Here is a 21,365-nt window from a genome sequence, read left to right as displayed (position 1 = left end):
AATCGTCAGACGAGGTTGATGACCTCCTGGGTGACCGGGTAGCCCGCCTTGGCGAAGTGGGCGGCCATGGGGGCGTTGCCTTGGTCGGTCGCGGCGGCGATGGCGGTGGCGCCCCGTTCCACCAGGTCATGGGTGCACTCCACCAGCAGGTCGTACGCGTAGCCGTGGCCGCGCTGCTCGGCGACGACCCCGATATAGCCGACGCAGGGGCCGTTCGGATTGTGTGCGGGCACCTGGATGCCGGCGACCTCCCCGCCGGGGGTCCACGCCAGCCGCCACCACTCGCGCGGTGATGGACACCAGCTGAGGAAGTCCATCAGCTCACGGACCGCGGCCTCGACACCGCCTTCGGCGATGGCCTTCAGATCGTGTGCGTCGAGGGTGCCCGGCATGATCCGGCGCAGCACCTCGGCCACCACCGCGTCCTCGGGCTCCGGCCGGAACTCCAGCCGCCCCGGCCGCTCCGGCAGCCCGTGGCCGGGCGTCCACTCGTAGCGGAAGCGCTCCACCAGCGGGGTGAGCCCGCCCGCCACGGCGGCGTCGACACGGGCCTGTGCCGCCGCCCGCTCCTCGGGTCGGTCGCGCCAGCCGGGCGGGACCATCAGGGTGTACTCGGCGTGATGCGGTGCGGTGCGCAGCAGTTCGGCGGCGGCCTCGTCTTCGCCGTCGGCGAAGTCGAACCAGTCCAGTGCGACGGGCTCGGTGCCGCCCGGCGCCGCCCACCAGGCGGCGCGGGCCACGACGCGCTCGTCGCGCAGCGCCACCCAGCTCCACTCGGGGCGGTACTCCCCGCCCTGGCCGACGGTGGCGTAGGTACGGCCGAAGCGAGCCCGGCCGACGAGCGCGGGGTCGGGCAGGGTGTGGAACAGATCGGCGTCGCTCTCGGTGAGCGCGCGGATGACCAGGTCGGTCATGGAAATCCTTCCGGGAAAGCGATGCGCTCCCGGGTCGGATACCTGATCAGACGCGGATACGCCCTGCGGACGGGGGGCGGGAGCGCGGAACGGTCGTCATGGTGTCCATGGCTCTTGCCTCCTTCCTGATCAAGGGCGTGCCCGCACTCTAGAAGCGCCGAAGGACTCGTGTCCACAGGTTTTTTCGAGCGTCAGGGGCCGAGGAGACCCGCGTCGTGGGTCAACAGGGCGATCTGGACACGGTTGTTGAGGCCCAGCTTGGTCAGGATCCGTGACACATGGGTCTTGACGGTGGGAACGCTCAGGAACAGCGCGGCGGCGATCTCCGCGTTGGACTTGCCCTCGCCGACGGCGACCGCCACCTCCCGCTCCCGGTCGTTCAGCCGGGTCAGCTGCTCCCGTGCCCGGTCCCGGCGGGGTTCCGGTCCGGAACCCGCCACATGCTCGATCAGCTGCTGGGTCACGGCCGGGGACAGCACCGGATCGCCCTCCGCGACCCGCAGCACGGCCGCCACCAGCTCGGCGGGCGGGGTGTCCTTGAGGACGAAGCCCGCGGCTCCGGCGCGCAGGGCGCGCAGCACATGCTCATCCGCGTTGAAGGTGGTCAGGATGATGACCTCCGGGGGCTGTTCGCGCCGCCGCAGCGCCTCGGTCGCGGCCAGACCGTCCATGGTGGGCATCCGGATGTCCATCAGCACGACGTCCGGGGCGTACTGGTCCACCAGGGCGGCGACCTGCGAACCGTCGGACGCCTCGGCCACGATCTCGATGCCGCAGGCGCCGCCCAGCATCAGCCGCAGCCCGGCGCGCACCAGCGCGTCGTCGTCGACGAGCAACACCCGGACGGGGGCGGATCCTTGGCCCGACGCGGCGGGCGGTGTGGACGCGGGGGCCGGGGTGGGCGCGGGGGAGTCCGGCGCGGAAGCACTCATGCGGGCCACGGTAGCCATGCGTAGAGCCGGAAGTCGCCGCTGTCCGACGGGCCGCTCTCCAGCCGCCCACCGGTCAGCTCCGCGCGCTCGGCGAGCCCGATGAGGCCCTGGCCCGCGCCGGGGATCGCCGGGAGCGCGGAGACGGAGCCGGAAGCGTCGGCGGCGGGGGTGGCCACGGGAGACGGGATGGCCGTCGGGGCGTCGGATCCCCGCTCCCCGGCGAGCACGGGCTGCTCCCCGGCGGGCACGGGCTGCTCCCCGGCGGGCACGGGCTCACGCACCGCACGTGATCGCTGGACCTGTTGGGGGACGGTGCGGTGGAGCGAATTGCGGATTTCCACGGTCAGCCCTTCGCCCCTGCTCCCGGCCGTCACCACCGTCACCTCGGCGTACGGGGCGTGCTTACGGGCGTTGGTCAGCCCCTCCTGGACGATCCGGTACGCCGTGCGGCCGGTGGCGCCCGGCACCGCCTCCGCCGCCGCGGTGCCGCCGATCCCGTCCCGCAGGATGACCCGCATCCCGGCCTGCCGAGACTCCTCGACCAGCCGCGGCAGATCAGTGAGGGCGGGCTGTGGCCGGTCGGGGGGAGCCGGATCCGCGGGATCGCTGTCCGGGGATCGCAACACCCCGATCACCTCGCGCAGATCCTGGAGCGCCTGGTGGGCACTGCTGCGGATCACCCCCGCGGCGCGGGCGACTTCATCGGGGGAGGCGTCCGATCGGTACTCCAGCGCGCCCGCGTGCACGCTCAGCAGGGAGAGCCGGTGCGCGAGCACATCGTGCATCTCCCGGGCGATCCGCTCACGGGTGAGCCGCTGGATCCGCTCGGCGCGCAGCGCCGCCTCGGACTCCGCGCGCAGCGCGCGCTCGCGCAGCGATTCGAGCAACTGGCGGCGTGAGCGCACGAACATGCCCCAGCCGATGACCCCGCCGATCAGCACCGCGCCCAGCAGCACCGACTCGAGGTATGCCAGGTCCGGGTCGGGGCGCAGGGCGGGGGTGATCAGCAGCTGCGCCACGGCCGCCACTCCGACCAGCGCGACGGTGCGCAGGGGTCGGTGGACGGCGACGGTGAACAGCGCCACCAGCAGCGGCCCCGATACGTAGAACGAGACGGCGCCGACGGCCAGCAGGGTCAGCGCGAGCCCGACCGGCCACCGGCGCCGCTGCCAGAGCGCGAGGCAGGCCAGCGCCCCGGCCATCACATCGGCGAACAGCACGTTGTCCGACATCGACGGATCCTCGGCCACCGATGCGGAGGCGAAGAGCGAGAAGAAGGCCGCCAGCGTGATGATGCTGGGGTCGACGAACCAGTCGCGTACGGTGCGGCGCGGTGGACGCGTGGTCGATGAGCTGCCCATGCGGACGAATGTAACGACGGGCGGGGGCGGGGTCGTCGCTCCCGGCAAGGGAAGCGACCAAAGTCGGGCGGCGCGATACCTTCGGCCGATCCGCCGCCCCGCACCCGGTGCCTAGCCTCGAAGCATGAAGAAGGTACTGGAGGGGGCGGGGTCGATCCTCGTGTTCTGGGGCCTCGCCGGGCTGGTGCATGAGCTGGTGGGCTGGTTCCGGTTCTGGGGCTTGCTGGGTCATCTGCCCTTCGTCGACGGTCATGAGTGGATCGCGAGCGCGGTGATCCTGGTGCTCGGCGTGGTCCTGGTCATGATTGCCGAGGGGATGGCCGGGCGTCCCCAGGGCCCGAAGATAACCGCGGCGGCGGAGACCGGCGCATCGGTCAGTGCTGATGGAGACCGCGCCCGGCCAGAGTGAGGTAGGTCTCGCCGACCGCCTCGGAGAGGGTGGGGTGCGGGTGGATGTGCTGGGCGACATCGGCGGGTTCGGCGTCCCAGCCCACGATGAGCTGGCTCTCCGCGATCATCTCCGAGACATGCGGGCCCACGAGATGAACGCCGAGAATGCGTCCGGCCGGCGCGGATGCCGGCTCCGATGCCTGTACCGGTGCCGATCCCGCTGAGACCGCCGATCCGGATCCTGCCGCCCGCTCGGCGACGACCTTCACGATGCCTCCCTGCCCGTGCACCATGCCCTTGGCGATGGCGGTCAGCGGCATGGTGTTGACCACCACCGCGTCGTCGCCCGCCCGAGCCCGGGCCGCCGCCTCCGAGAGGCCGACGGAGGCGGTCTGCGGGCTGGAGTAGGTCACACGGGGCACGGCGTCGTAGTCCACGGGGCGGGGTGTGCCGCCCGCCAGGGTCTCGGCCACCACCAGCCCCTCCGCGAAGGAGGCATGCGCCAGTCCGAGGGAAGGGGGAGGAAGTAGATCGCCCACGACATGGATGCCCGGCACCGCGGTCTCCAGCCGCGACCAGTCGGCAGGGGCGAGGAAACCGCGCTCGTCGGTGGCGAGTCCGGCGGCGGCCAGTTCCAGTCCGTCGGTGACCGGGGCACGGCCGACGGCCACCAGCAGCCGTTCGACCTCCAGGGTCCGTACCTCGCCACGGGCCGTGCGGACGGTGGCGCGCACCCCGTCGTCGTACGGCTCGGCCTCCTCCAGCCGGGCCCCCGTCAGCACCTCGATACCGCGCCGCTTCAGCCCGCGGGTCAGATGGCGGCTGACATCGGCGTCCTCCAGCGGCAGCAGCCGGTCCGCCGCCTCGACCAGGGTGACCTGCGCCCCCATGGAGCGGTGCAGGGAGGCGTATTCGACCCCGATGGCGCCTCCGCCCAGCACCAGCACGGAGGCGGGGAGACCGGGGGCGAAGAGGGCGTCATCGCTGGTGACGACCCGTCGGCCGTCCGGTGCCGGACCCGGGAGGGTGCGGGGCCGGGAGCCGGTGGCCACCACGATGCCGCGGCGTGCGGTCCACTCGCTCACCCCCTGCCCGTCCCCGGTGCCGGGAGTTCCGTCCGGCCCGGTGGCGGTCACCGGGGTGACGCGGACCGTGCGCGGGCCGGTCAGGGCGGCGGAGCCGCGCACCACCCGGACACCCGCGTGGGCGAGAGTTCCCTCCACTCCACGGTGGTTGCGGGTCACGATGTCATCGCGGGTCGCGGTCAGGGCGGACCAGTCCACCGCGTCCAGGGACGCCTTGACGCCCCAGCGCTCCCGGGCCTCCGCGATGCCGTCGACCAGTTCGGCGGCGTGCAGCATGGCCTTGCTGGGGATGCAGCCGCGGTGCAGACAGGTGCCGCCGATCAGATCGCGTTCGGCGAGTACCACTTCCAGGCCCAGGGCGGCGGCGCGCAGTGCGGTGCTGTAGCCGCCGGTGCCGCCCCCGATGACGATGACGTCGGTTTCATCCATGGACGTAACCCTCCGCCCGGGGCGCGGTATGAGTCCAAGGCATAGCTTTTATGATTCCGATGGATTCTCTGCATGGCGGATCTGCGCGGCACAGGGGGAGCGGATGAGTCTGCGGCAGATGGAATATCTGGTCACGGTGGTCGAGGAGGACTCCTTCACCGCCGCCGCCGAACTGCTGGGGGTCAGCCAGCCGACGCTGTCGCACCAGGTCAAGGCTCTGGAGGCGGAGGTCGGTGGACCGCTGCTCGAGCGGCTCTCGCGCGGGGTGCGGCTGACGGCCATGGGGCGTGCCTATCTGCCGCACGCCGAACGGGCGGTGCGCAGTGCCCGGCAGGCGCGGCGCGCGGCACAGGCCGCCGCCGGGACCGAGGGTGGCGAACTGCACATCGCCACCCTGCACGCCCTGGCGGTCGGCGTCCTGCCCGAGGTGTTCGCCCACTGGCGGCGTGAACACCCGGGTGTGCGGCTGGTGGTGCGCGAGTACGCGACCGGTGATGAGCTGTGTGAGCGGATGGAGCGCGGGGTGGCCGACCTGGCCATCGGCCACCGCCCGAAGCAGTGGCCGGGCCCCGTGGTCCCCCTGGGCCGGGAGGAGATCGTTGTGGTTGTCCCCGACGGAGACCCGCTGGCCCGGCGGGAGTCCATACGGCTGGCGGAGCTGGCGGACCGCGACTGGGTGCGCTGTGCGCTGGAGCCGGTGGTCGAGGGGCGCCGCTTTCTGGATCTGGCCTGTGAGCGGGCGGGGTTCGTCCCGCGCGACGGGGTGCACACCGAGCACTCCTCCACGGCCGTGCGGATGGCGTCCACCGGTGCGGGCATCGTCATCACCCCCGCGCATGTCGCCGCCGGGCACGGCTGCGCGGTGGTGCCCCTCGATCCGCCCTGGCACCGCGAACTGGCCGCGTTCTCACGGGTGTCCCTGACGGGCGCGTCCGCCGCCTTTGTCGATGTCCTCGGCCGCACGGCACATCTGGGCCGCGTGGCGGCCGCCCAGGAGCAAGGCCGGGACACCGTGGCGTGAGACAGCCCGTCCGCGACCGCTGTTGGATGTCCGACCGGTTGGCCTTGGTCGGTGGTCGGCACGGTCGGCACGGTCGGGCATCGGGCGGCTGGTCGCCAGGCAGGGGGACCGGCGCCACCGGCCGGGCCTGCTGTGTCTGCGGCGGTGGCCGGAACGCGGCCCGATGGCCGCCGCGCGCCGCACCGCGCCCCGGCCTTGCTCCCGGCTGTGGCTGTGTCACGCGCGCACCAGGAGGGCCACCGGGAGACGGGTCAGGAGTTCGCCCAGTGGACAGGGCCCCTCGGCCGTGCGGCCGGTCAGCAGGTCCCGCCAGTGGCCGGGCGGCAGCGGCAGCCGGGTGGTGCCCCAGCCGCCCGCCGCCGACAGGCGCCGGGACAGCCGGGTGACCACCGTGACCGCCCCCCCGGCCTCGGCCCCACCAGTCCAGGCCCCACCGGTCCCGTCCCCAGCGGTCCAGGCCCCGTCACCCGTGGTCCCGCCGGGTGTCCGGGCGAAGGCGACGCAGTGGGCGGCGGCCGGGCCTTCGGCCCGCAGCGGCAGATAGCCGCTTCCCGCGCCGAACCACTCCGGGTGTTCACGCCGTAGCCGTAGCGCCGCCGCGGTCAGCAGCAGCTTCTCGGCGGACACCCCGTCCGCCTCCCGTCCCGCGTCCAGGGCGACCAGCGCCTCGGGGCGCAGCTCGGGCGGGCGGCGGTTGTCCGGGTCGACCAGGGCGCGGTAGAGGTGCTCGGTGCCCATGTAGAGATCGGGGACACCCGGCATGGTCAGCTGCACCAGCGCGGCGCCGAGCGCGATGACCCGGGCCGGGGCGTCGAGTTCGGCGGCGATCTCCGCCCACACCGGTGCGCCGGGGTCGCCCGGCCCCCCTGCCGACTCCACGTAGCCGGCCACCGCCTCCTCGTATGCCGTGTCCCGCTCCGTCCACGTGGTGCGCACTCCCGCTTCCCGGACGCCCTTGAGCACCGCCGGGACCAGTCGCGCGGCGTCCGCGTGGCCCAGACCGAGCGCGGTCTGCCACACCGTCCACACCGCATGGGCGTCGGGGACATCCGCCCCGTCCCGCTCGCCCGCCTCCGCCCGTGCCTCCGTCAGCCGGCCCGCCATCAGCCCGCCCCACCACTCCGGAGCCTCGGTCAGCGCCGCGATCCGCGCCCGGACATCGGCACTGCGCTTGGTGTCGTGCGTGGACAGCACCGTCCCCGTCGCGGGCCAGTCGCGCAAGCGCCGTGCGGCGAAGGCATGGAACTCCTCGGCCGGGACGGCCGGGCGCCCGGGATCGCCGCCCACCTCCGTCGCCGAGAGCAGTGGGGTGTAGCGGTAGAAGGCGGTGTCCTCGACCGACTTGGCGCGCAGCGCCGCCGCGGTCTGCGCGAAACGCACAGAGAAGTCCCGGTGGTGCGGTCCGTCGCCGAGCCTGCCGAGCGCCGCGTCCCGCACGGTGTCCACGGCCCGCGCCTCCTCCGCCACCGCGAAGGCCGTCCTGGCGCCCCGCGCCGCCTCCTCCAGCAGCGCGGCGTCCCTGTCCGGCGCGGGCGCCCCGACGGTCACGTACGGGCGGTAGACGGGCAGCCGCACCAGCAGCTCGCGGACGGCCGTGCGCAGCGCCCAGGGCGCGTGGTCGCGGAGCCGGGGCGAGGCGTCACAGATCCGGGAGGCGGTCCGCACCAGCCGCGCCACCTCGGCCGCCAGCTCGTGCCGCACCACCTCGTGGGCGGCGCGGCGCACGGTGGCGGCCCAGTCGCCGCCCTCGTCCGCCCCGGCCGCCGTGAGGTCCTGGTAGATCATGGCCAGCGCGGCCGCCCCGTCCGGGTCGAGGAAGAGCCCGTCGATGTGGTGCAGCGCGTCGTAGCCGGTGGTCCCGGCCACCGGCCAGTCCATGGGCAGCCGTTCGTCCCGGGCGAGGATCTTCTCGACGACGATCCAGCGGCCACCGCCCGCCCCGTCACCGCCCGCCGCGGCCCGCACCTCCCGGTCCAGCCGCCGCAGATAGCCACCCGGGTCGGCGAGCCCGTCCGGGTGGTCCACCCGGAGCCCTTCGATCACCCCGTCGCGCACCAGCCCCAGCAGCGTGGCGTGGGTCGCCGCGAACACCTCCGGGTCCTCCGCCCGCACCGCGATCAGATCCGAGATGGTGAAGAAGCGCCGGTAGTTCAGCTCGGTCCGGGCCAGCCGCCACCAGCCCAGCCGGTACCACTGGGCGTCCAGCAGCTCGGGCAGCGGCAGTCCCGCGGTGCCGGGCCGCAGCGGGACGGTGTGGTCGTGGTAGCGCAGCACGGCGTGGTCCCCCTCGCCCTCCACCGCCAGCCTCTTGAGCTCCTCGCCGAGCGGGCCGCCGAGCACCGGCAGCAGCAGCTTCCCGCCGTGCTCCGCCCAGTCGATGTCGAACCAGCGCGCGTACGGCGAGGCGGGCCCCTCCCGCAGCACCTCCCACAGCGGCCGGTTGAGCCGCTCGGGCACGGGCGCGGCCATATGGTTCGGCACGATGTCGACGATCAGCCCGAGGCCGTGGGCCCGCGCCGTACCGGCGAGCGACCGCAGGCCCCGCTCACCGCCCAGCTCGGCCCGGACCGCCGAGTGGTCCACCACGTCATAGCCGTGGGTGGAGCCCGGCTGGGCCTCCAGTACGGGGGACAGATGCAGATGGGAGAGGCCGAGCGAGGCCAGATACGGTACGGCTCGCCGCGCCGCCTCGAAGGGGAAACCGGGCTGGAGCTGTAACCGGTAGGTGCTGGTGGGTGCCTTCGGGTCAGCCGTCATAGGAACGTATGTACCCACCTCGCGGGCTCCATGAGATGCCCGCGCACCCATACGGGTGCCCCGCCCGCTCCTCAGCCCAGCCCCGGGCGCCTACGCGGGGCGCTGGAGCACCATCAGGCTGCGGTCCACCAGCGTCAGCCGGTCGCCCGCCGCCACCTTCGCGCCACTGCCCGGCTCGACCCCCTCCGGTTCGGCGGTGTCCACGATGACCTGCCACGACTTGCCGTGGCCGACCGGCACCGTGAACTCCAACGGCTCGTGGTGCGGGTTGAACAGCAGCAGGAAGGAGTCGTCGGTGATGCGCTCACCGCGCACCCCCGGCTCGGAGATCGCGTTCCCGTTGAGGAAGACCGTCAGCGACTTGGCGTGGGCCGCCTGCCAGTCCCGCTGCCGCATCTCCTCGCCCTCATGGGTGAACCAGGCGATGTCCGACAGCTCGTCGTGAGTGCCCTCGACCGGCCGTCCGTGGAAGAAGCGGCGGCGCCGGAAGACCGGATGGTCGCGGCGCAGCCACACCAGCGACCGGGTGAAGCGCAGCAGCTCCAGCGCCAGGCGGTCCTCCTCGCCGCCGTCCTTGCCGCGGTTCGGCCAGGTCACCCAGGACACCTCGTTGTCCTGGCAGTACGCGTTGTTGTTGCCGCCCTGGGTGCGGGCGAACTCATCGCCGTGGCTGAGCATCGGCACGCCCTGGGAGAGCATCAGTGTGGCGATGAAGTTGCGCATCTGGCGCGCGCGCAGCTCCCGTACCTCCGGGTCGTCGGTCTCGCCCTCGACCCCGCAGTTCCAGGAGCGGTTGTAGCTCTCGCCGTCCTGGTTGGACTCCTCGTTGGCCTCGTTGTGTTTCTTGTCGTAACTCACCAGGTCGCGCAGGGTGAAGCCGTCGTGGCAGGTGACGAAGTTGACCGAGGCCAGGGGGCGGCGGCCGTCGCCCTGGTAGAGGTCGGAGGAGCCGGTCAGCCGGGAGGCGAACTCCGCCAGGGTCCGCGGCTCTCCGCGCCACAGATCGCGCACGGTGTCCCGGAACTTGCCGTTCCATTCGGTCCACAGGGGCGGGAAGTTGCCCACCTGGTAGCCGCCCTCACCGACGTCCCAGGGCTCCGCGATCAGCTTCACCTGGCTGACCACCGGGTCCTGCTGCACCAGGTCGAAGAACGACGACAGCCGGTCCACCTCGTGGAACTGACGGGCCAGGGTGGCCGCCAGATCGAAGCGGAAGCCGTCGACGTGCATCTCGGTCACCCAGTAGCGCAGTGAGTCCATGATCAGCTGAAGGACGTGCGGACTGCGCATCAGCAGGGAGTTCCCGGTGCCGGTGGTGTCCATGTAGTACCGCCGGTCGTCGGTCAGCCGGTAGTACGAGGCGTTGTCCAGCCCCCGGAAGGAGAGCGTCGGGCCCAGGTGGTTGCCCTCGGCCGTGTGGTTGTAGACCACGTCGAGGATGACCTCGATGCCCGCCTGGTGCAGCGCCCGCACCGCCGACTTGAACTCCAGGACCTGCTGGCCGCGGTCGCCCCAGGAGGCGTAGGCGTTGTGCGGGGCGAAGAAGCCGATGGTGTTGTAGCCCCAGTAGTTGGCGAGCCCCTGGTCGACCAGCCGGTGGTCGTTGACGAACTGGTGCACGGGCATCAGTTCGAGCGTGGTGACACCCAGCTCCGTGAGATGCTCGATGATCGCCGGATGGGCCAGCGCCGCGTAGGTGCCCCGCAACTCGTCCGGAAGCCGCGGATGGCGCATGGTCAGCCCCTTGACATGGGCCTCGTAGATGACGGTGCGGTGGTAGTCGGTGCGCGGCGGCCGGTCGTCGGCCCAGTCGAAGTACGGGTTGACGACCACCGAGGCCATGGTGTGCGGGGCGGAGTCGAGGTCATTGCGCTTGTCCGGCCGGTAGAAGTGGTAGCCGTAGACCTCCTCGCCCCAGTCGATCCGCCCGCTGATCGCCTTGGCGTAGGGGTCCAGCAGCAGCTTGGCGGAATTGCAGCGGTGGCCGAGCTCCGGTTCGTACGGGCCGTGGGCCCGGAAGCCGTAGCGCTGCCCCGGCATGATCCCCGGCAGATAGGCATGGCGCACAAACGCGTCGGTCTCGCGCAGTTCGACCGCCGTCTCCGAGCCGTCGTCGTGCAGGAGGCACAGTTCGATCCGAACCGCTGCCTCGGAGTACACCGCGAAGTTGGTTCCGGCGCCGTCGTACGTGGCGCCCAGGGGGTAAGCCTGTCCCGGCCAGACCTGCATGTGTCGACTCTTCCACTTCTCCTCCGGGGGCCGCGAGCACCCGTGGCACCGGACGGAACCGGATCGGAGGGGAATCCTTTCCCAACTGACCGGGTCCGACGGCTCTTTCGGCGGAACTTTCTGAAATGGCAGGCAACCTACGGCCACGGTGGTTCGTCCTACCGGGTGACCTTCGTATACGCGATTTACCGCTATGCAGAGGGATATGTCGACTGGGGAGGGGTTGGGGGAGAACGTGCGCACGATGATCCACCGTCACCTGGGCAAGGTGGTGGCCGGTGCCGCCATGGCGGTCACCGCCGGCGCGGCGCTGATCGCGGTGACACTGCCGGACAGCGCGTCCGGCGACGAGGGACAGGGTGGGGGAGGGCCGCAGGGTTCCGCGGCCGAGCAGGGCCAGGCGTCGCCGCGGCCCGGAGTAGTGGAGTCCGCGCCTGAGCAGGGAAAGAAGGGCGCCGGACGGGATCCGCTCACCGACGACGAGATGAAGCGCGCCCAGTCGCTCGCGCTCGGCCGCGGCCTGCGCGCCGAGGGCGAGAACGTCAAGGGCAAGACGGGCCCCGAGCACCTCTCCACCGACCTCGCCGAACTGGGGCCGGACGAGGTCGGCGCGGCCGATCCGCCCCGCCGCGCCGAGGTCACGTACTACGACTACAAGGACGACACGTATCTGACCAAGACGGTCGACCTCGGTACGGGCAAGGTCGAGCACACCGACACCCAGCGGGGGGTCCAGCCGCCGCCCGTCCATGACGAGGTCGTGGAGGCCGCCCGGCTGCTGATCAACGACAAGCTGGGCGCGGGTCTGAAGAAGGACTTCAAGGACGCCACCGGCAAGACGCTGATCGGCCCCGGTCAGCTGACCGTGACCGGCTTCGTCTACCGCGGGGGCGAGGACAGCACCGGACCGGCCGCCGTTCAGGACTGCGGCAAGCACCGCTGTGTGCGGCTGTTCACCCGGGTCGTCAACGGCCCCTGGATCGACGTCCGCCCGCTGGTGATCGACCTGAGCGACCGCTCCGTCGCCCGGCTGGGCTGACCCGTCCGGACGCTCGTCCACGCCCCTCCACACGTTGAACCAACAGGAGTCCTCCATGCCTGAAAGAAGGCTCCGCCGCGCCCGCCTCAGGGTCGCGGCGGCTGTCGGCGCCACGACGCTGCTCGGTACCGTGGCGGTCGCCGCGGGCCCCGCCCAGGCCGCCCCGAAGGCCCCCGCCAAGGCCCCCGCGCCGGCCGCGAACTGTAGCTCCGCCTACCAGGTCGAGCAGAAGCTGGACGGCGGCACCACCTGGCGGATGTGCTGGCACTACGAGAGCAACGCCGGGCTGGTGCTCGACAACGTCTCGTACCAGCCCAAGGGCGAGTCCGCCCCCATCAAGGTGCTGAGCTCGGCCAAACTGGGCCAGATCCATGTGCCGTACGACGACGGCCAGAACGAGTACGACGACCTCACCGGCCAGGGCTTCGCCCAGGGCCTGATGCAGCTCGACCCGGCCGAATGCCCCGGCGGCACCATCAAGACCGTCCGGGTGCCGGACGCCTGGAGCCCCGACCGGGAGAAGGTGAAGGGGCTGTGCGCCACCACCCGCGCCCGCGGCCACGCCTACCGCATGGGCGACGCGAGCAACCCGAACAAGGTCTACCAGCGGCAGGGCAAGGACCTGCTGCTCTACACCGTCAACCAGGTCGGCTGGTACGAGTACATCACCGAGTGGCGGTTCTCCGGCGACGGCACCATGTCCATGCAGGTCGGCGCCACCGGCACGCTCTCCCCGATGGACTACGACGCCGGTGACGGCCGCGGCTGGCCGCTCGGCAAGGGCGCCAAGGACTACGCCACCAGCCATGCCCACAACGTCTTCTGGCGGCTGAACTTCGGCCTCGACGGCTCGCCCAAGAGCAAGATCGAGCAGTACGACTCCAAGACCACCGCCACCGGCCGGGGGATCCCCAAGACCAAGACCACCCGCACCCAGATCACCAAGGAGCTCGCCGGGGACGCCGCCGAGGCGCGCTGGTGGCGCGTGGTGAGCACCGCGGGCAAGAACAAGGACGGCCACCCGCGCAGCTACGAGATCGTGCCCGGTCACACCACCAAGTACCAGGGCCGCAGCTACACCAAGCACGACGTGTACTTCACCGACTACAACAAGTGCGAGCAGTTCGCCAGCAACAATCTGCGCAACTGCGGCCGGGGCGCGGGCAAGTCCGTCGACAAATGGGTCAACGGCCAGAGCCTCAAACACCCGGTCGTATGGGTCAACATCGGTTTCCACCACATCGCCCGTGACGAGGACCAGGAGCCGATGCCGGTGCACTGGCAGGGCTTCCAGCTCGCCCCGCGCGATGTCACCGCTATGAATCCGCTCACGCCGCCCGCACTCTCCGGTCACAACGGCCATACAGAAGAGGATCGTTGACCGATAGGTCGATCGAGAGTGCTGCACCGCCTCCGCCCGCGCAGTAGTCTGCGTTGATCGTTGGACGGGGGCGGAAGGCGGTGCACAGGTGAGCTCGGGCGGGCTGGAGCTGCCCCCTGGTGGCGGAGGTCCCGGGGGTGACGGCTCCACCGAAGCACCTCCCGGCGCGGTGTCCCTGGCGCGGCCGATGGAGATCGGGGCGGAACTGGACTGGGGCGCCGATGCCTGGGCCGAGGTGCGGACACGCGCGCGCCGGGCCGGGCGTGCCTACATCTGGCTGAACCTGGTGGAACAGCGGCTGCGCGCGGTCGTCGGAGCCGTTCTCCGGCCCATCTACGAACCGGTCCACGGCGACGACTGGGTCATCGCCGCGGCCGGACCCGCCGGACAGGAGTGGGTACAGCGCGCGGTGGCGGTCCGGGAGGTGAGCCGCCGCAAGGGCTATCTGCTCGATCCGGCCGACGACAATGTGCTCAGCTTTCTCACCCTCCCGCAGCTGCGGGAGCTGCTGGTCCAGCACTGGCCGTGCTTCGAGCCCTACCTCGACGACCGGCGCGAGGTGGAACTCGCCCTGGACGAGCTGGAGGTCGCGCGCAACGTCGTCTCCCGCAACCGCGCGCTGTCCGAGACCGTCCTCGCCCAGGCCGAGCGCGCCTCGGCCCGGCTGCTGGAGATACTCGGCAGCGGCACCGGCACCCCCGCGGCGGACCGGCTGCCCATCGACGCCGTCGAGGATCTCGTCGGCGACCGCTACGCCGATGTGGTCGGGGTCCACTCCGACCGGGTGCGGCTCCAGCGGCAGCTGCCCGTCGAGGACCTCTTCGAGGGTGCCCGCCGCCTCGACGCGGTCGGCATCGGACTCAACCTCCTGGTCCAGAACTACTCCGGCCGCCGCCTGGTGCGGCTGGCCGAATCCGGCTGCCGGGCACGGCTGCTCTTCCTCAACCCCGCGAGCAGCGCGGTACGCCGGCGTGAACGCGAACTCGGCCTGAAGAAGGGCGAGGTGAGCCGCTCGGTGGAGATGAACATCCTCCATATGCGGCGGGTCCGGGCCCGGCTGCGCGACCCGGGCGCCTTCGAGATCCATGTCTTCGACGAGACCCCCCGCTTCACCGCCTACCTGGTGAACGGCGACGGCACCGACGGCCTCGCGGTCATCCAGAGCTATCTGCGCAAGGCCCGCGGTATGGAGGCCCCGGTCCTGGTGCTGCGCGGCGGCGGCCGCGGCCGCGATGTGGTGCGCGCGGGCCAGGACGCCGGTGCCGCGGTCGACGGCGGGCTCTTCGGCACCTACCGGGAGGAGTTCGAGAGCGTCTGGGGAGACTCCCGCCCGGTCTCCTGAGCCGTCCTGCCGTCTCCGGTGTTGTCGTACCCCGTCCGTACGCTCCTGCCATGTCGAACGCGTATACGACCCGGTGGGCCAACGACGTCTGCCGCCACCTCACCGGGCGTTGTCAGTGGTGCATGCGAAGGTGGTGCACACCAGGGGAAACCCATGGGTAACTGGGTTGACCGGTGATAACCGGGGAAAAACGGGGGAGTTATGACAAAGGGAGGGCAGCCATGGGCTGGCACCGTGAGCTTCTGATCGGATTCGATCTGGAGACGACCGGCACCGATCCGCACATGGCGCGGATCGTGACCGCGGCCGTGATCGAGGTGAAGGGCGGGGAGCCGATCGCGCGGCGGGAGTGGCTGGCCGATCCGGGGGTTCCCATTCCGGAGGGTGCCGTGGCGGTGCACGGCATCACCGATGAGAGGGCGAAGGCCGAGGGGCGGCCGGCCGCGGACGTGGTCGACGAGGTGGCGGACGCGCTGGTGGCCCACTGGCGCCGGGGCGCCCCGGTGGTGGCGTACAACGCGGCGTTCGATCTCAGCCTGCTGGCCGCCGAGTTGGGGCGGTACGGGCTGCGGTCGTTGAGCGAGCGGCTGGACGGGGCGGAGACCGGCCCGGTCGTCGATCCGTACACGATAGACCGGGCCGTCGACCGCTACCGCAAGGGCAAGCGGACGCTGGCGGCGGTCTGCGGGGAGTACGGGGTGGTGCACGAGCGGGCCCATGAGGCCGGGGCGGACGCGCTCGCGGCGGTGCGGGTGGCCTGCGCGGTCGCCGAGCGCCACCGCGAGGTGGCCGGGCTCGAGCTGTGGGAACTGCACCGCAAGCAGGTGGGCTGGTACGCCCGCTGGGCCGCCGACTTCCAGTCCTGGCTGCGCCGCAAGGGCACCCCGGACGCGGTGGTGGACGGGAGCTGGCCGCTGCGCGAGGTGGGGGCGGCGGTGGCGTAGGACGCGGGGCGGGAGCGCCGTACGGCGGTCGGCCGGACGGGGGCTCCGCGCGCCGATGAGTTTCCCGGCTCCGGCCGGTCCGTACAGGTAGAGGCAGGTAGAGGCAGGTAGAGGGATGAACGGACCGGAACGAGGAGGACCGCCGTGACGCACCAGAGCCCGATCGTCGATCTCGGCCCCGCGGCCCAGCGGGTGTCCGCACTGCTCAGCGGAGTCTCGGACGATCAGCTGACGGCGCGCACCCCGTGCGCCGAGTATGCGGTGGGGGATCTGCTGGACCACATGATGGGGCTGGCGCTCGCCTTCCAGGACGCGGCGCGCAAGAAGCCGCCGAAGGACCCGGAGCGGTCCGCGCCCGGCCGGGGGTCCGCGGCGCGGCTGGAGCCGGGCTGGCGGGCGGAGCTGCCGCGGCGGCTGGACGGCATGGCGGCCGCCTGGCGGGACCCGGCGGCCTGGCAGGGGAACGCGGAGGCCGGGGGCGTCACCCTGCCCGCCGAGGTCATGGGGTTGGTGGCCCTGGACGAGCTGGTGATCCACGGCTGGGATCTGGCCCGCGCCACCGGCCAGCCCTTCGACTGCGACAGCGGCAGCGCCGAGGCCGTCATCGGGCTGCTGTCGCAGTCCGCGCTCGAGGACCGTCCGAAGGAGCTGTTCGGGCCGGTCGTCCCGGTGCCGGAGAGCGCCCCACCGCTGGACCGCGCGGTCGGCCTCAGCGGACGCGACCCCGCCTGGTCTGCCTGAGCGACGGCGGCGGCGCGGTCGTCAGAACGCGTACCAGCGCACCGCCGGGTCACCCTCCCGCAGGGAGGCCACCCGGCGGGCGAACTCGGCCCGCGCCGCCGGATTGCCCGGTGCGTGCTGGGCCACCCAGGCACAGCTGGCGGTCTCCCGGGCGCCCCGCAGCACCGCGCAGCCGGGCCACTCCCGCACATCCCAGCCGTAGGCCGCCGTGAAGTCGTCGTAGGCGGCCGGGTCGAGGCCGTAGCGGTCCCGGCTCAGGGCCATGACCACGAGGTCGTGCTCGCGCAGATCGTGGGAGAAGGTCTCCAGGTCGACGAGGACCGGGCCGTCGGGGCCGATGTGCACATTGCGCGGCAGGGCGTCCCCGTGGATCGGTCCGGGCGTCAGCCGCGGTACCAGCTCGGCGGCCGCCGCGGCGAAGTCGTCCCGGCGGGCGCGCAGATACGCCGCGTCCGCCGGGTCGATCGCATCCCCGGCCAGCCGCAGCCACCGTTCCACCCCGCCCAGCAGCTCCCGCCGCGGCAGCTCCAGCGACAGCTCCGCGGGCGGCTCCGGCAGGGCGTGCACCAGATGCAGCAGCACGGCCAGATCGCGCGGTCCGGCGGGCCGGACGGGCTCGGGAAGCTGCTGCCAGTAAGTCACCAGATGACCGGAGAACGGAAGCGGTTGCTCCGAGCCGTACCGCCGATCCGGCCGCACCGCGGGCAGCCCCTCCCGCGCCAGCCAGTCGGCCACCTTCAGCTCCCGGGCCGCCCGGTCCCACATCTCCAGATCCCGGCTGACCCGCACCACCAGGGACAGGCTGTCGATCGCGAAGACGGCGTTCTCCCCGAAAGCCAGCAGCCGCGCCTCGGCGTCCCCGGCCCGATAGGGCGGCAGCGCCGCGCCGAGCACCGCCCGCGCCCGCTCCTCCGTGAACGCCACGTCCGCCACGTCATGCTCCTCATGTCTCCCTGCCAGTCCAACTGTCAGTCTCGCATCCGGCACTGGAGCCTGAACGCGTCGTTGGGCACCCCCAGTCGTTGCTGCCTTGACAGCAGGTCAGCCGCCTCGAAAGGCTGACCGGGATGGACTTCCAAGAAACCCATGAAGGGTTAACCGAGGACAACGCACGCCGAGCCATGCTCACCGCATGCAACTCAGCCGGACTGCCTACTCGCCCGGACGCGAAGCTTTTGCGGCTTGGGGAGAACGCACTGTTCGCGCTCCCCGACGTCGGTGTTGTCGTCAGGGTTGCTCGTTCGACAGAGATGGCTGACAGGGTTGCCAAGGAACTGGCCGTGGCACGCTGGCTCGCCGGACACAGGTTTCCCTCCGTACACCCAACGGATGCCTCCCAGCCCGTCGAGGCCGACGGCCGACTGGTGACCTTCTGGGAATACGTGCCGGACAGCTCCACACCCGACTCCGTCACCGTCCTGGCCGCGCTTCTCCGCGACCTGCATGCTCTGCCGAATCCGGACTTTCCGCTGCCCGTCCTGGATCCATTCCCCATCATGCGGCGCCGGCTGGATGTGGTCTCCGGAATCAGGCGTGAAGACGTGCGCTTCCTCACCGAAGCATGTGACAACGCAGAAGGCGAGTTCCGCGATCTTGTTGCCTCCTCGCCGCAGCAATTGGTGCATGGTGATGCCCATCGTGGCAACGTCCTGCTGGACGGTGGCCGCGCCCTGCTCATCGACTACGAAGCAACGGCCAAGGGTCCGCTGGCTTGGGATCTGGTTCCAACCGCCATCGCTGTCGATCGATTTGGCCTTGCCCCGGCCGAGTATGCGGACTTCGTCCGCACCTATGGCATCGATGTGACCAAGTGGCACGGCTATCCGGTGTTGCGTATCACCCGGGAGTTGGGCATGACGACCTGGTTGATGCAGATGGCCCAGTCCGGTCCGGCGGCAGACGAATTCGCGCTGCGGATGGAATCTCTGCGAAAGGGCGACCATGAACGGCGCTGGCATGCCCTCTAGTGGTGCTCGTGGGGACCTCTTCGCTCCCTACGCTTCCCGGCCGCATCTCCGTGTCACGACCGTCTACTCAACCTCTTGGGTCTGCGACCCGGCTCAAGTGCCACCGGGCGAGCACGCTCCGACGGAGTCACTCGCCTTTGGCCGACTGGCGCCTTTCTATGAACTGGCCCGGGAACAACTGCCACGAGTGCTCCGCAAGGAATCTCTCGACTGTTCGTCTCTCACATGTCAACGTTGGCAAACGGGATCGCCCTCGGCCGCCACGCTCTGGCACTTTCTGCATCCCTCCGGTCAGGTTCTGGTTGCATTAACGATGGACGTTCCTTTAAGCCTTGTCGAGTCCGTTCCGCTGATGGAAGACCTGTATTACGCGAGCATTGAGTGCTCGGGGGTGCCGCTGGAACAGCTCGTGGGCGAGCGTGTCGGCTACTGCCCGGATGTGGCGGATGGGCAAGCATCCGGCTTCCTCCCGGAGCGACATCAGTTGGTCTTCAGAAGCGTGCCCTCACCCGAGGATGTCCCCGACGACGACACCATCCAGCGGGTGATCTACCGTTCCGACCTCCCGTACCGGCCGGAGCACAGCTCGATCGTGTATCCCGCTGAACTCAACAGGAGGCCGACCACCGTTGGCGCTCTCGGGCCGTACGCGAGCCTTATCTGTGGTCATCAGGACTACATCGAGAACTGTGTTCTGCTTTCCGCTGTGCAGGCTGTGGGGTCGGCGGCACGTCTGCGGGAGATCCGGGATGTGGCATACGCCTATGGGCACCGCTTCCGGACCCGGTCCGACGCGGAACGCGATATGCACCGCCGCCGGACCACGCTGGAACATATCTCTGACGGCCTGAGTCATTTGGAACTTGAGCTCAGTTACAGCGTCGAGGCCGGTGGTGACATCGGAACTCTTGTACCGGCATTACGGGTGGAAGGTTTTCACAACGCCCTCTACTCGGCGATGGGGCTCACCGAGCGCTCCGCCACCATCGGGCAGATGCTGAGTCGGCTGAGTAATGCCATTGCTGCCGAGCTGACATCGGTCGAGAGCGCCGAGCAGCGAGCCGGTGATCGGCGTCGAATTCGAACCGTGGTGGCGGTAACTTTCGTCACCACGGTCACCGGTACGCTCAGCCTGCTATTTGGCTTCTTCGGTGTCAACGCCCAGCAGGTGGATCAGAAGCGATCCATGTTCGATGATCGCTATATGCCGATTTACGCCATCATTGCCCTTATTCTGGCCTGCGCCGTGGCGATCTTCGGCGGAATGAGGCTACACGAGCACTGGAGTGAGCGTCGGGAGCGCAGGCGCCTCCGAGCCTGGGAGACCATTCACGGCCTTCTGGCCCGTGAATTCGGCACGGTCATGCTCGATCCAGCCCTCATCGTCGCTACGGCACCAGACCCAAGGATCCCCGGCACCAGGACGCGACCGCCAGACGGGGAACCGCAGCCTTCCGGGGCTCCCACGCAGTAGTCGAGGGTGCGATGGAGCTGATGGAGTGTGAGGTGCCGGGCAAGGCGCGCGCCGAGCGGGGTGGAGCTGAAGCACTGAGTGAACACGCATACGGCGAAGGGGCCTTGGCGGGTGGCCGGTTGTGTCATGCATCCACTGTGGCCCGCAGATTTGTCGGCAAGCCGCAGTGGTGCTGCGTACGCTGAGTCAGTGTACGCACACAGATGGTGGACGGTACTCGTGACCGAACGTGAGCATGGGTTCGACCAGGAGCGTGACGCGGGGCGGGGTTGCACAGGAGGTGGCCAGCGATGGCCGAGGACAGTGTCAGCACGGATGGCGGAGCTGAAGCGGCGGGTGGAGGACCTACGTCGCCCTGCGGCGGGGAACCGGCCCCCTCCGACAGTCTGCGGACCTTCGGTGCGGTCGTCCAGGCCCTGCGGGAACACGCGGGGCTGAGTAGGTCGGAGTTCGCGGACCTCGTGCGGTTCTCGAAGCACACGATCGCGTCGGTGGAACAGGGTCGGCGCATGCCGGACCTGTCTCTTGTGGAACGTGCGGAGGAGACGTTGGGCAACACCGGCGCCCTGCGGAAGGCGGCTCGGCACCTGTGCCGACAGCCGGGGCTGGCCAGTTGGTTCCGGCAGTGGGCGCGACTGGAGGTGATGGCGATCAGTCTGGATACGTACGAGTGCCGGGTGATGCCAGGTCTCTTGCAAACAGAGGCGTACGCGCGGAAGTTGTTCGTAGATCAGCTGCCGCCACTGGATGATGAGCAGATCGAAGCCCAGTGGGTGGCTCGGGCGGAACGGCAACGACTGCTGTGGGAGCGGCCGAACACAACCTACAGCTTCATCCTGGAGGAACATCTCTTCCTGCGCCGCACCGGAGGGGTCGAGGTCACACGGGGCCTCATCGACCACGTACTGGAGGTCACCGAACGGCGGAATGTGGAGGTCCAGGTCATGCCATTGGTAAGGGAGACGCACTCTGGTCTGCATGGTCCTATCCGGCTGCTGGAGACCCCGGAGAACCTGTGTTTCGCTTACAACGAGGGGCAGGAGAGCGGCCAGTTGATCTCCGACCGCAAGGTGCTCAGCACCCTCCAACGCCGGTATGCCAGGATGCGTTCGCAGGCTCTCACTCTCGAAGACTCCGTGAGCCTCTTGCAGCGGATGCGAGGATCGCTATGAGCACTGAAGAATTGGCCTGGTTCAAGAGCAGCTACAGCAGCGGCTCTGGTGACGACTGTGTTGAAGTGGCCGCTTGTCCCGATGCAGTCCGCATACGCGACTCAAAGTACAAGCGGGGCCCGCAGCTTGCCTTTACTTCCACCGAGTGGGCCAGATTCGTCGCCTACGCCACCAAGCGCTGACCATC

General features: G+C 70.6%; 18 protein-coding genes. 11 read left to right on the top strand and 7 right to left on the bottom strand.

Features of this window, described 5'->3' with window-relative positions:
- Nucleotides 1-5: 5 nt before the first annotated feature.
- The 3 genes from JK363_RS25480 to JK363_RS25470 all read right to left on the bottom strand — a co-directional run bounded on the left by JK363_RS25480 (nucleotide 6) and on the right by JK363_RS25470 (nucleotide 3,207).
- Complete coding sequence (locus JK363_RS25480) at nucleotides 6-914, bottom strand: GNAT family N-acetyltransferase (RefSeq protein WP_201877573.1); 909 nt, start codon at nucleotides 912-914, stop codon at nucleotides 6-8.
- 191 nt (nucleotides 915-1,105) lie between these two features.
- Nucleotides 1,106-1,846 carry a response regulator transcription factor gene (locus tag JK363_RS25475; RefSeq protein WP_201877571.1) on the bottom strand — a complete coding sequence of 247 codons (741 nt, stop codon included), beginning with the start codon at nucleotides 1,844-1,846 and terminating at the stop codon, nucleotides 1,106-1,108.
- Nucleotides 1,843-3,207 (bottom strand): sensor histidine kinase, encoded by a 1,365-nt coding sequence (locus JK363_RS25470; RefSeq protein WP_236076091.1) that lies wholly within the window; start codon nucleotides 3,205-3,207, stop codon nucleotides 1,843-1,845. Before JK363_RS25470 ends, JK363_RS25475 begins: the two co-directional genes overlap by 4 nt.
- Nucleotides 3,208-3,331: 124 nt before the next feature.
- On the opposite strand from JK363_RS25470, the gene JK363_RS25465 reads away from it, so the two are divergent.
- Nucleotides 3,332-3,616 carry a hypothetical protein gene (locus tag JK363_RS25465; RefSeq protein ID WP_201877569.1) on the top strand — a complete coding sequence of 95 codons (285 nt, stop codon included), beginning with the start codon at nucleotides 3,332-3,334 and terminating at the stop codon, nucleotides 3,614-3,616.
- Here the strand turns inward: JK363_RS25465 and JK363_RS25460 are convergent.
- Nucleotides 3,582-5,111 carry an FAD-dependent oxidoreductase gene (locus tag JK363_RS25460; RefSeq protein ID WP_201877567.1) on the bottom strand — a complete coding sequence of 510 codons (1,530 nt, stop codon included), beginning with the start codon at nucleotides 5,109-5,111 and terminating at the stop codon, nucleotides 3,582-3,584. The two genes, JK363_RS25465 and JK363_RS25460, sit on opposite strands and share 35 nt — an antisense overlap.
- A gap of 103 nt (nucleotides 5,112-5,214) precedes the next feature.
- Here JK363_RS25460 and JK363_RS25455 point away from each other — a divergent pair, with 103 nt between their 5' ends.
- Nucleotides 5,215-6,132 (top strand): LysR family transcriptional regulator, encoded by a 918-nt coding sequence (locus JK363_RS25455; protein WP_201877565.1) that lies wholly within the window; start codon nucleotides 5,215-5,217, stop codon nucleotides 6,130-6,132.
- Between the two features lie 216 nt (nucleotides 6,133-6,348).
- On the opposite strand, the gene treY is transcribed toward JK363_RS25455, so the two are convergent.
- On the bottom strand, nucleotides 6,349-8,889 hold the full coding sequence (treY, locus tag JK363_RS25450) for a malto-oligosyltrehalose synthase (RefSeq protein WP_201877564.1): 2,541 nt from the start codon (nucleotides 8,887-8,889) through the stop codon (nucleotides 6,349-6,351).
- Between the two features lie 90 nt (nucleotides 8,890-8,979).
- Nucleotides 8,980-11,118, bottom strand: a complete 2,139-nt coding sequence (gene glgX / locus JK363_RS25445; protein ID WP_201877563.1) for a glycogen debranching protein GlgX — start codon at nucleotides 11,116-11,118, stop codon at nucleotides 8,980-8,982.
- 244 nt (nucleotides 11,119-11,362) lie between these two features.
- Between glgX and JK363_RS25440 the strand changes: the two genes are divergently transcribed.
- The 5 genes from JK363_RS25440 (at nucleotide 11,363) to JK363_RS25420 (ending at nucleotide 16,565) form a co-directional block, all read left to right on the top strand.
- Nucleotides 11,363-12,157, top strand: coding sequence for a Tat pathway signal sequence domain protein (locus JK363_RS25440; protein ID WP_201877562.1), 795 nt, complete (start codon nucleotides 11,363-11,365; stop codon nucleotides 12,155-12,157).
- Nucleotides 12,158-12,212: 55 nt separating this feature from the next.
- A complete protein-coding gene (locus tag JK363_RS25435) occupies nucleotides 12,213-13,538 on the top strand; it encodes a copper amine oxidase (protein WP_201877561.1) in 1,326 nt (441 codons plus the stop codon).
- 88 nt (nucleotides 13,539-13,626) lie between these two features.
- Nucleotides 13,627-14,880 (top strand): DUF5919 domain-containing protein, encoded by a 1,254-nt coding sequence (locus JK363_RS25430; RefSeq protein ID WP_201877560.1) that lies wholly within the window; start codon nucleotides 13,627-13,629, stop codon nucleotides 14,878-14,880.
- 221 nt (nucleotides 14,881-15,101) lie between these two features.
- Entirely contained in the window at nucleotides 15,102-15,824 is a 723-nt protein-coding gene (locus JK363_RS25425) for a 3'-5' exonuclease (protein ID WP_201877558.1), read from the top strand.
- Nucleotides 15,825-15,968: 144 nt separating this feature from the next.
- On the top strand, nucleotides 15,969-16,565 hold the full coding sequence (locus tag JK363_RS25420) for a TIGR03086 family metal-binding protein (protein ID WP_201877556.1): 597 nt from the start codon (nucleotides 15,969-15,971) through the stop codon (nucleotides 16,563-16,565).
- A 21-nt stretch (nucleotides 16,566-16,586) separates the two neighbouring features.
- On the opposite strand, the gene JK363_RS25415 is transcribed toward JK363_RS25420, so the two are convergent.
- A complete protein-coding gene (locus JK363_RS25415) occupies nucleotides 16,587-17,489 on the bottom strand; it encodes a phosphotransferase (protein WP_372444845.1) in 903 nt (300 codons plus the stop codon).
- Between the two features lie 143 nt (nucleotides 17,490-17,632).
- On the opposite strand from JK363_RS25415, the gene JK363_RS25410 reads away from it, so the two are divergent.
- The 4 genes from JK363_RS25410 to JK363_RS25395 all read left to right on the top strand — a co-directional run bounded on the left by JK363_RS25410 (nucleotide 17,633) and on the right by JK363_RS25395 (nucleotide 21,360).
- On the top strand, nucleotides 17,633-18,532 hold the full coding sequence (locus JK363_RS25410) for a phosphotransferase enzyme family protein (RefSeq protein ID WP_236076090.1): 900 nt from the start codon (nucleotides 17,633-17,635) through the stop codon (nucleotides 18,530-18,532).
- A gap of 352 nt (nucleotides 18,533-18,884) precedes the next feature.
- Nucleotides 18,885-20,006 (top strand): hypothetical protein, encoded by a 1,122-nt coding sequence (locus JK363_RS25405; RefSeq protein ID WP_236076102.1) that lies wholly within the window; start codon nucleotides 18,885-18,887, stop codon nucleotides 20,004-20,006.
- Between the two features lie 290 nt (nucleotides 20,007-20,296).
- Entirely contained in the window at nucleotides 20,297-21,178 is an 882-nt protein-coding gene (locus JK363_RS25400) for a helix-turn-helix domain-containing protein (RefSeq protein ID WP_201877552.1), read from the top strand.
- Complete coding sequence (locus JK363_RS25395; RefSeq protein ID WP_201877551.1) at nucleotides 21,175-21,360, top strand: DUF397 domain-containing protein; 186 nt, start codon at nucleotides 21,175-21,177, stop codon at nucleotides 21,358-21,360. The genes JK363_RS25400 and JK363_RS25395 overlap by 4 nt, the downstream gene beginning before the upstream one ends.
- Nucleotides 21,361-21,365 lie beyond the last annotated feature (5 nt).

Origin of the sequence: Streptomyces coffeae, assembly GCF_016741875.1 — a bacterium.
In the GTDB taxonomy this organism is placed as follows: Bacteria; Actinomycetota; Actinomycetes; order Streptomycetales; family Streptomycetaceae; genus Streptomyces; species Streptomyces coffeae.
The sequence above is the reverse complement of the archived record's forward strand: the minus strand, read 5'-3'. Positions and strand labels throughout refer to the sequence as shown.

Excerpts from the sequence above, each read along its gene's own strand:
- JK363_RS25395 (WP_201877551.1), top strand. The coding sequence starts at position 21,175 with ATGAGCACTGAAGAATTGGCCTGGTTCAAGAGCAGCTACAGCAGCGGC.
- JK363_RS25470 (WP_236076091.1), bottom strand. The coding sequence starts at position 3,207 with ATGGGCAGCTCATCGACCACGCGTCCACCGCGCCGCACCGTACGCGAC.
- JK363_RS25465 (WP_201877569.1), top strand. The coding sequence starts at position 3,332 with ATGAAGAAGGTACTGGAGGGGGCGGGGTCGATCCTCGTGTTCTGGGGC.
- JK363_RS25460 (WP_201877567.1), bottom strand. The coding sequence starts at position 5,111 with ATGGATGAAACCGACGTCATCGTCATCGGGGGCGGCACCGGCGGCTAC.
- JK363_RS25455 (WP_201877565.1), top strand. The coding sequence starts at position 5,215 with ATGAGTCTGCGGCAGATGGAATATCTGGTCACGGTGGTCGAGGAGGAC.
- JK363_RS25405 (WP_236076102.1), top strand. The coding sequence starts at position 18,885 with ATGGAAGACCTGTATTACGCGAGCATTGAGTGCTCGGGGGTGCCGCTG.
- JK363_RS25425 (WP_201877558.1), top strand. The coding sequence starts at position 15,102 with ATGGGCTGGCACCGTGAGCTTCTGATCGGATTCGATCTGGAGACGACC.
- treY (WP_201877564.1), bottom strand. The coding sequence starts at position 8,889 with ATGACGGCTGACCCGAAGGCACCCACCAGCACCTACCGGTTACAGCTC.
- JK363_RS25410 (WP_236076090.1), top strand. The coding sequence starts at position 17,633 with ATGGACTTCCAAGAAACCCATGAAGGGTTAACCGAGGACAACGCACGC.
- JK363_RS25475 (WP_201877571.1), bottom strand. The coding sequence starts at position 1,846 with ATGAGTGCTTCCGCGCCGGACTCCCCCGCGCCCACCCCGGCCCCCGCG.
- JK363_RS25440 (WP_201877562.1), top strand. The coding sequence starts at position 11,363 with ATGATCCACCGTCACCTGGGCAAGGTGGTGGCCGGTGCCGCCATGGCG.
- JK363_RS25480 (WP_201877573.1), bottom strand. The coding sequence starts at position 914 with ATGACCGACCTGGTCATCCGCGCGCTCACCGAGAGCGACGCCGATCTG.
- glgX (WP_201877563.1), bottom strand. The coding sequence starts at position 11,118 with ATGCAGGTCTGGCCGGGACAGGCTTACCCCCTGGGCGCCACGTACGAC.
- JK363_RS25435 (WP_201877561.1), top strand. The coding sequence starts at position 12,213 with ATGCCTGAAAGAAGGCTCCGCCGCGCCCGCCTCAGGGTCGCGGCGGCT.
- JK363_RS25400 (WP_201877552.1), top strand. The coding sequence starts at position 20,297 with ATGGCCGAGGACAGTGTCAGCACGGATGGCGGAGCTGAAGCGGCGGGT.